The sequence below is a fragment of the Mycobacterium sp. NGS67 genome (assembly GCF_059812185.1).
In genome coordinates this window covers 1-393 of the sequence record NZ_JCALCF010000093.1, presented here as the reverse complement: position 1 = coordinate 393, position 393 = coordinate 1, and the positions used below count along the sequence as shown (strand labels likewise).

Annotated in this window: 1 pseudogene; it reads right to left on the bottom strand. The window is 59.5% G+C overall.

Features of this window, described 5'->3' with window-relative positions:
• Positions 1-393, bottom strand: a pseudogene (locus AC5Y4D_RS27380) (PPE family protein); the annotation flags it as partial.

Here is a 393-nt window from a genome sequence, read left to right as displayed (position 1 = left end):
CGAGACCAGCTCGCCCACATTGCCCACACCCGAAGCCCACGACCCCAGGTTCTGCAATCCCGAACTACCCGCACCCATATTGAAAAAGCCCGAGGAACTACCCGAACCACTGTTAAAGAATCCCGACGACGGCGCACCCGTCGTATTACCGAAACCCGGACCCGCCGGGATCGAGAACGGAATGTCGATCGGGCCGACGGACCCGAAGATACCGCCGAACAGGGTGTATTCCGGGCCCCCGACTACGAAGTTCAGCCGAGGTCCGCTAATGGTTATGGTCGGAACGCGAATGGGACCGACGGTGCCGGACAAGGTGGTAAGAGTGCCGAGATTTATCACCCCGATGGTGTACGGCAAAGTGGTGATGTCCAGTGTGCCGCCGGAAATCGTCAT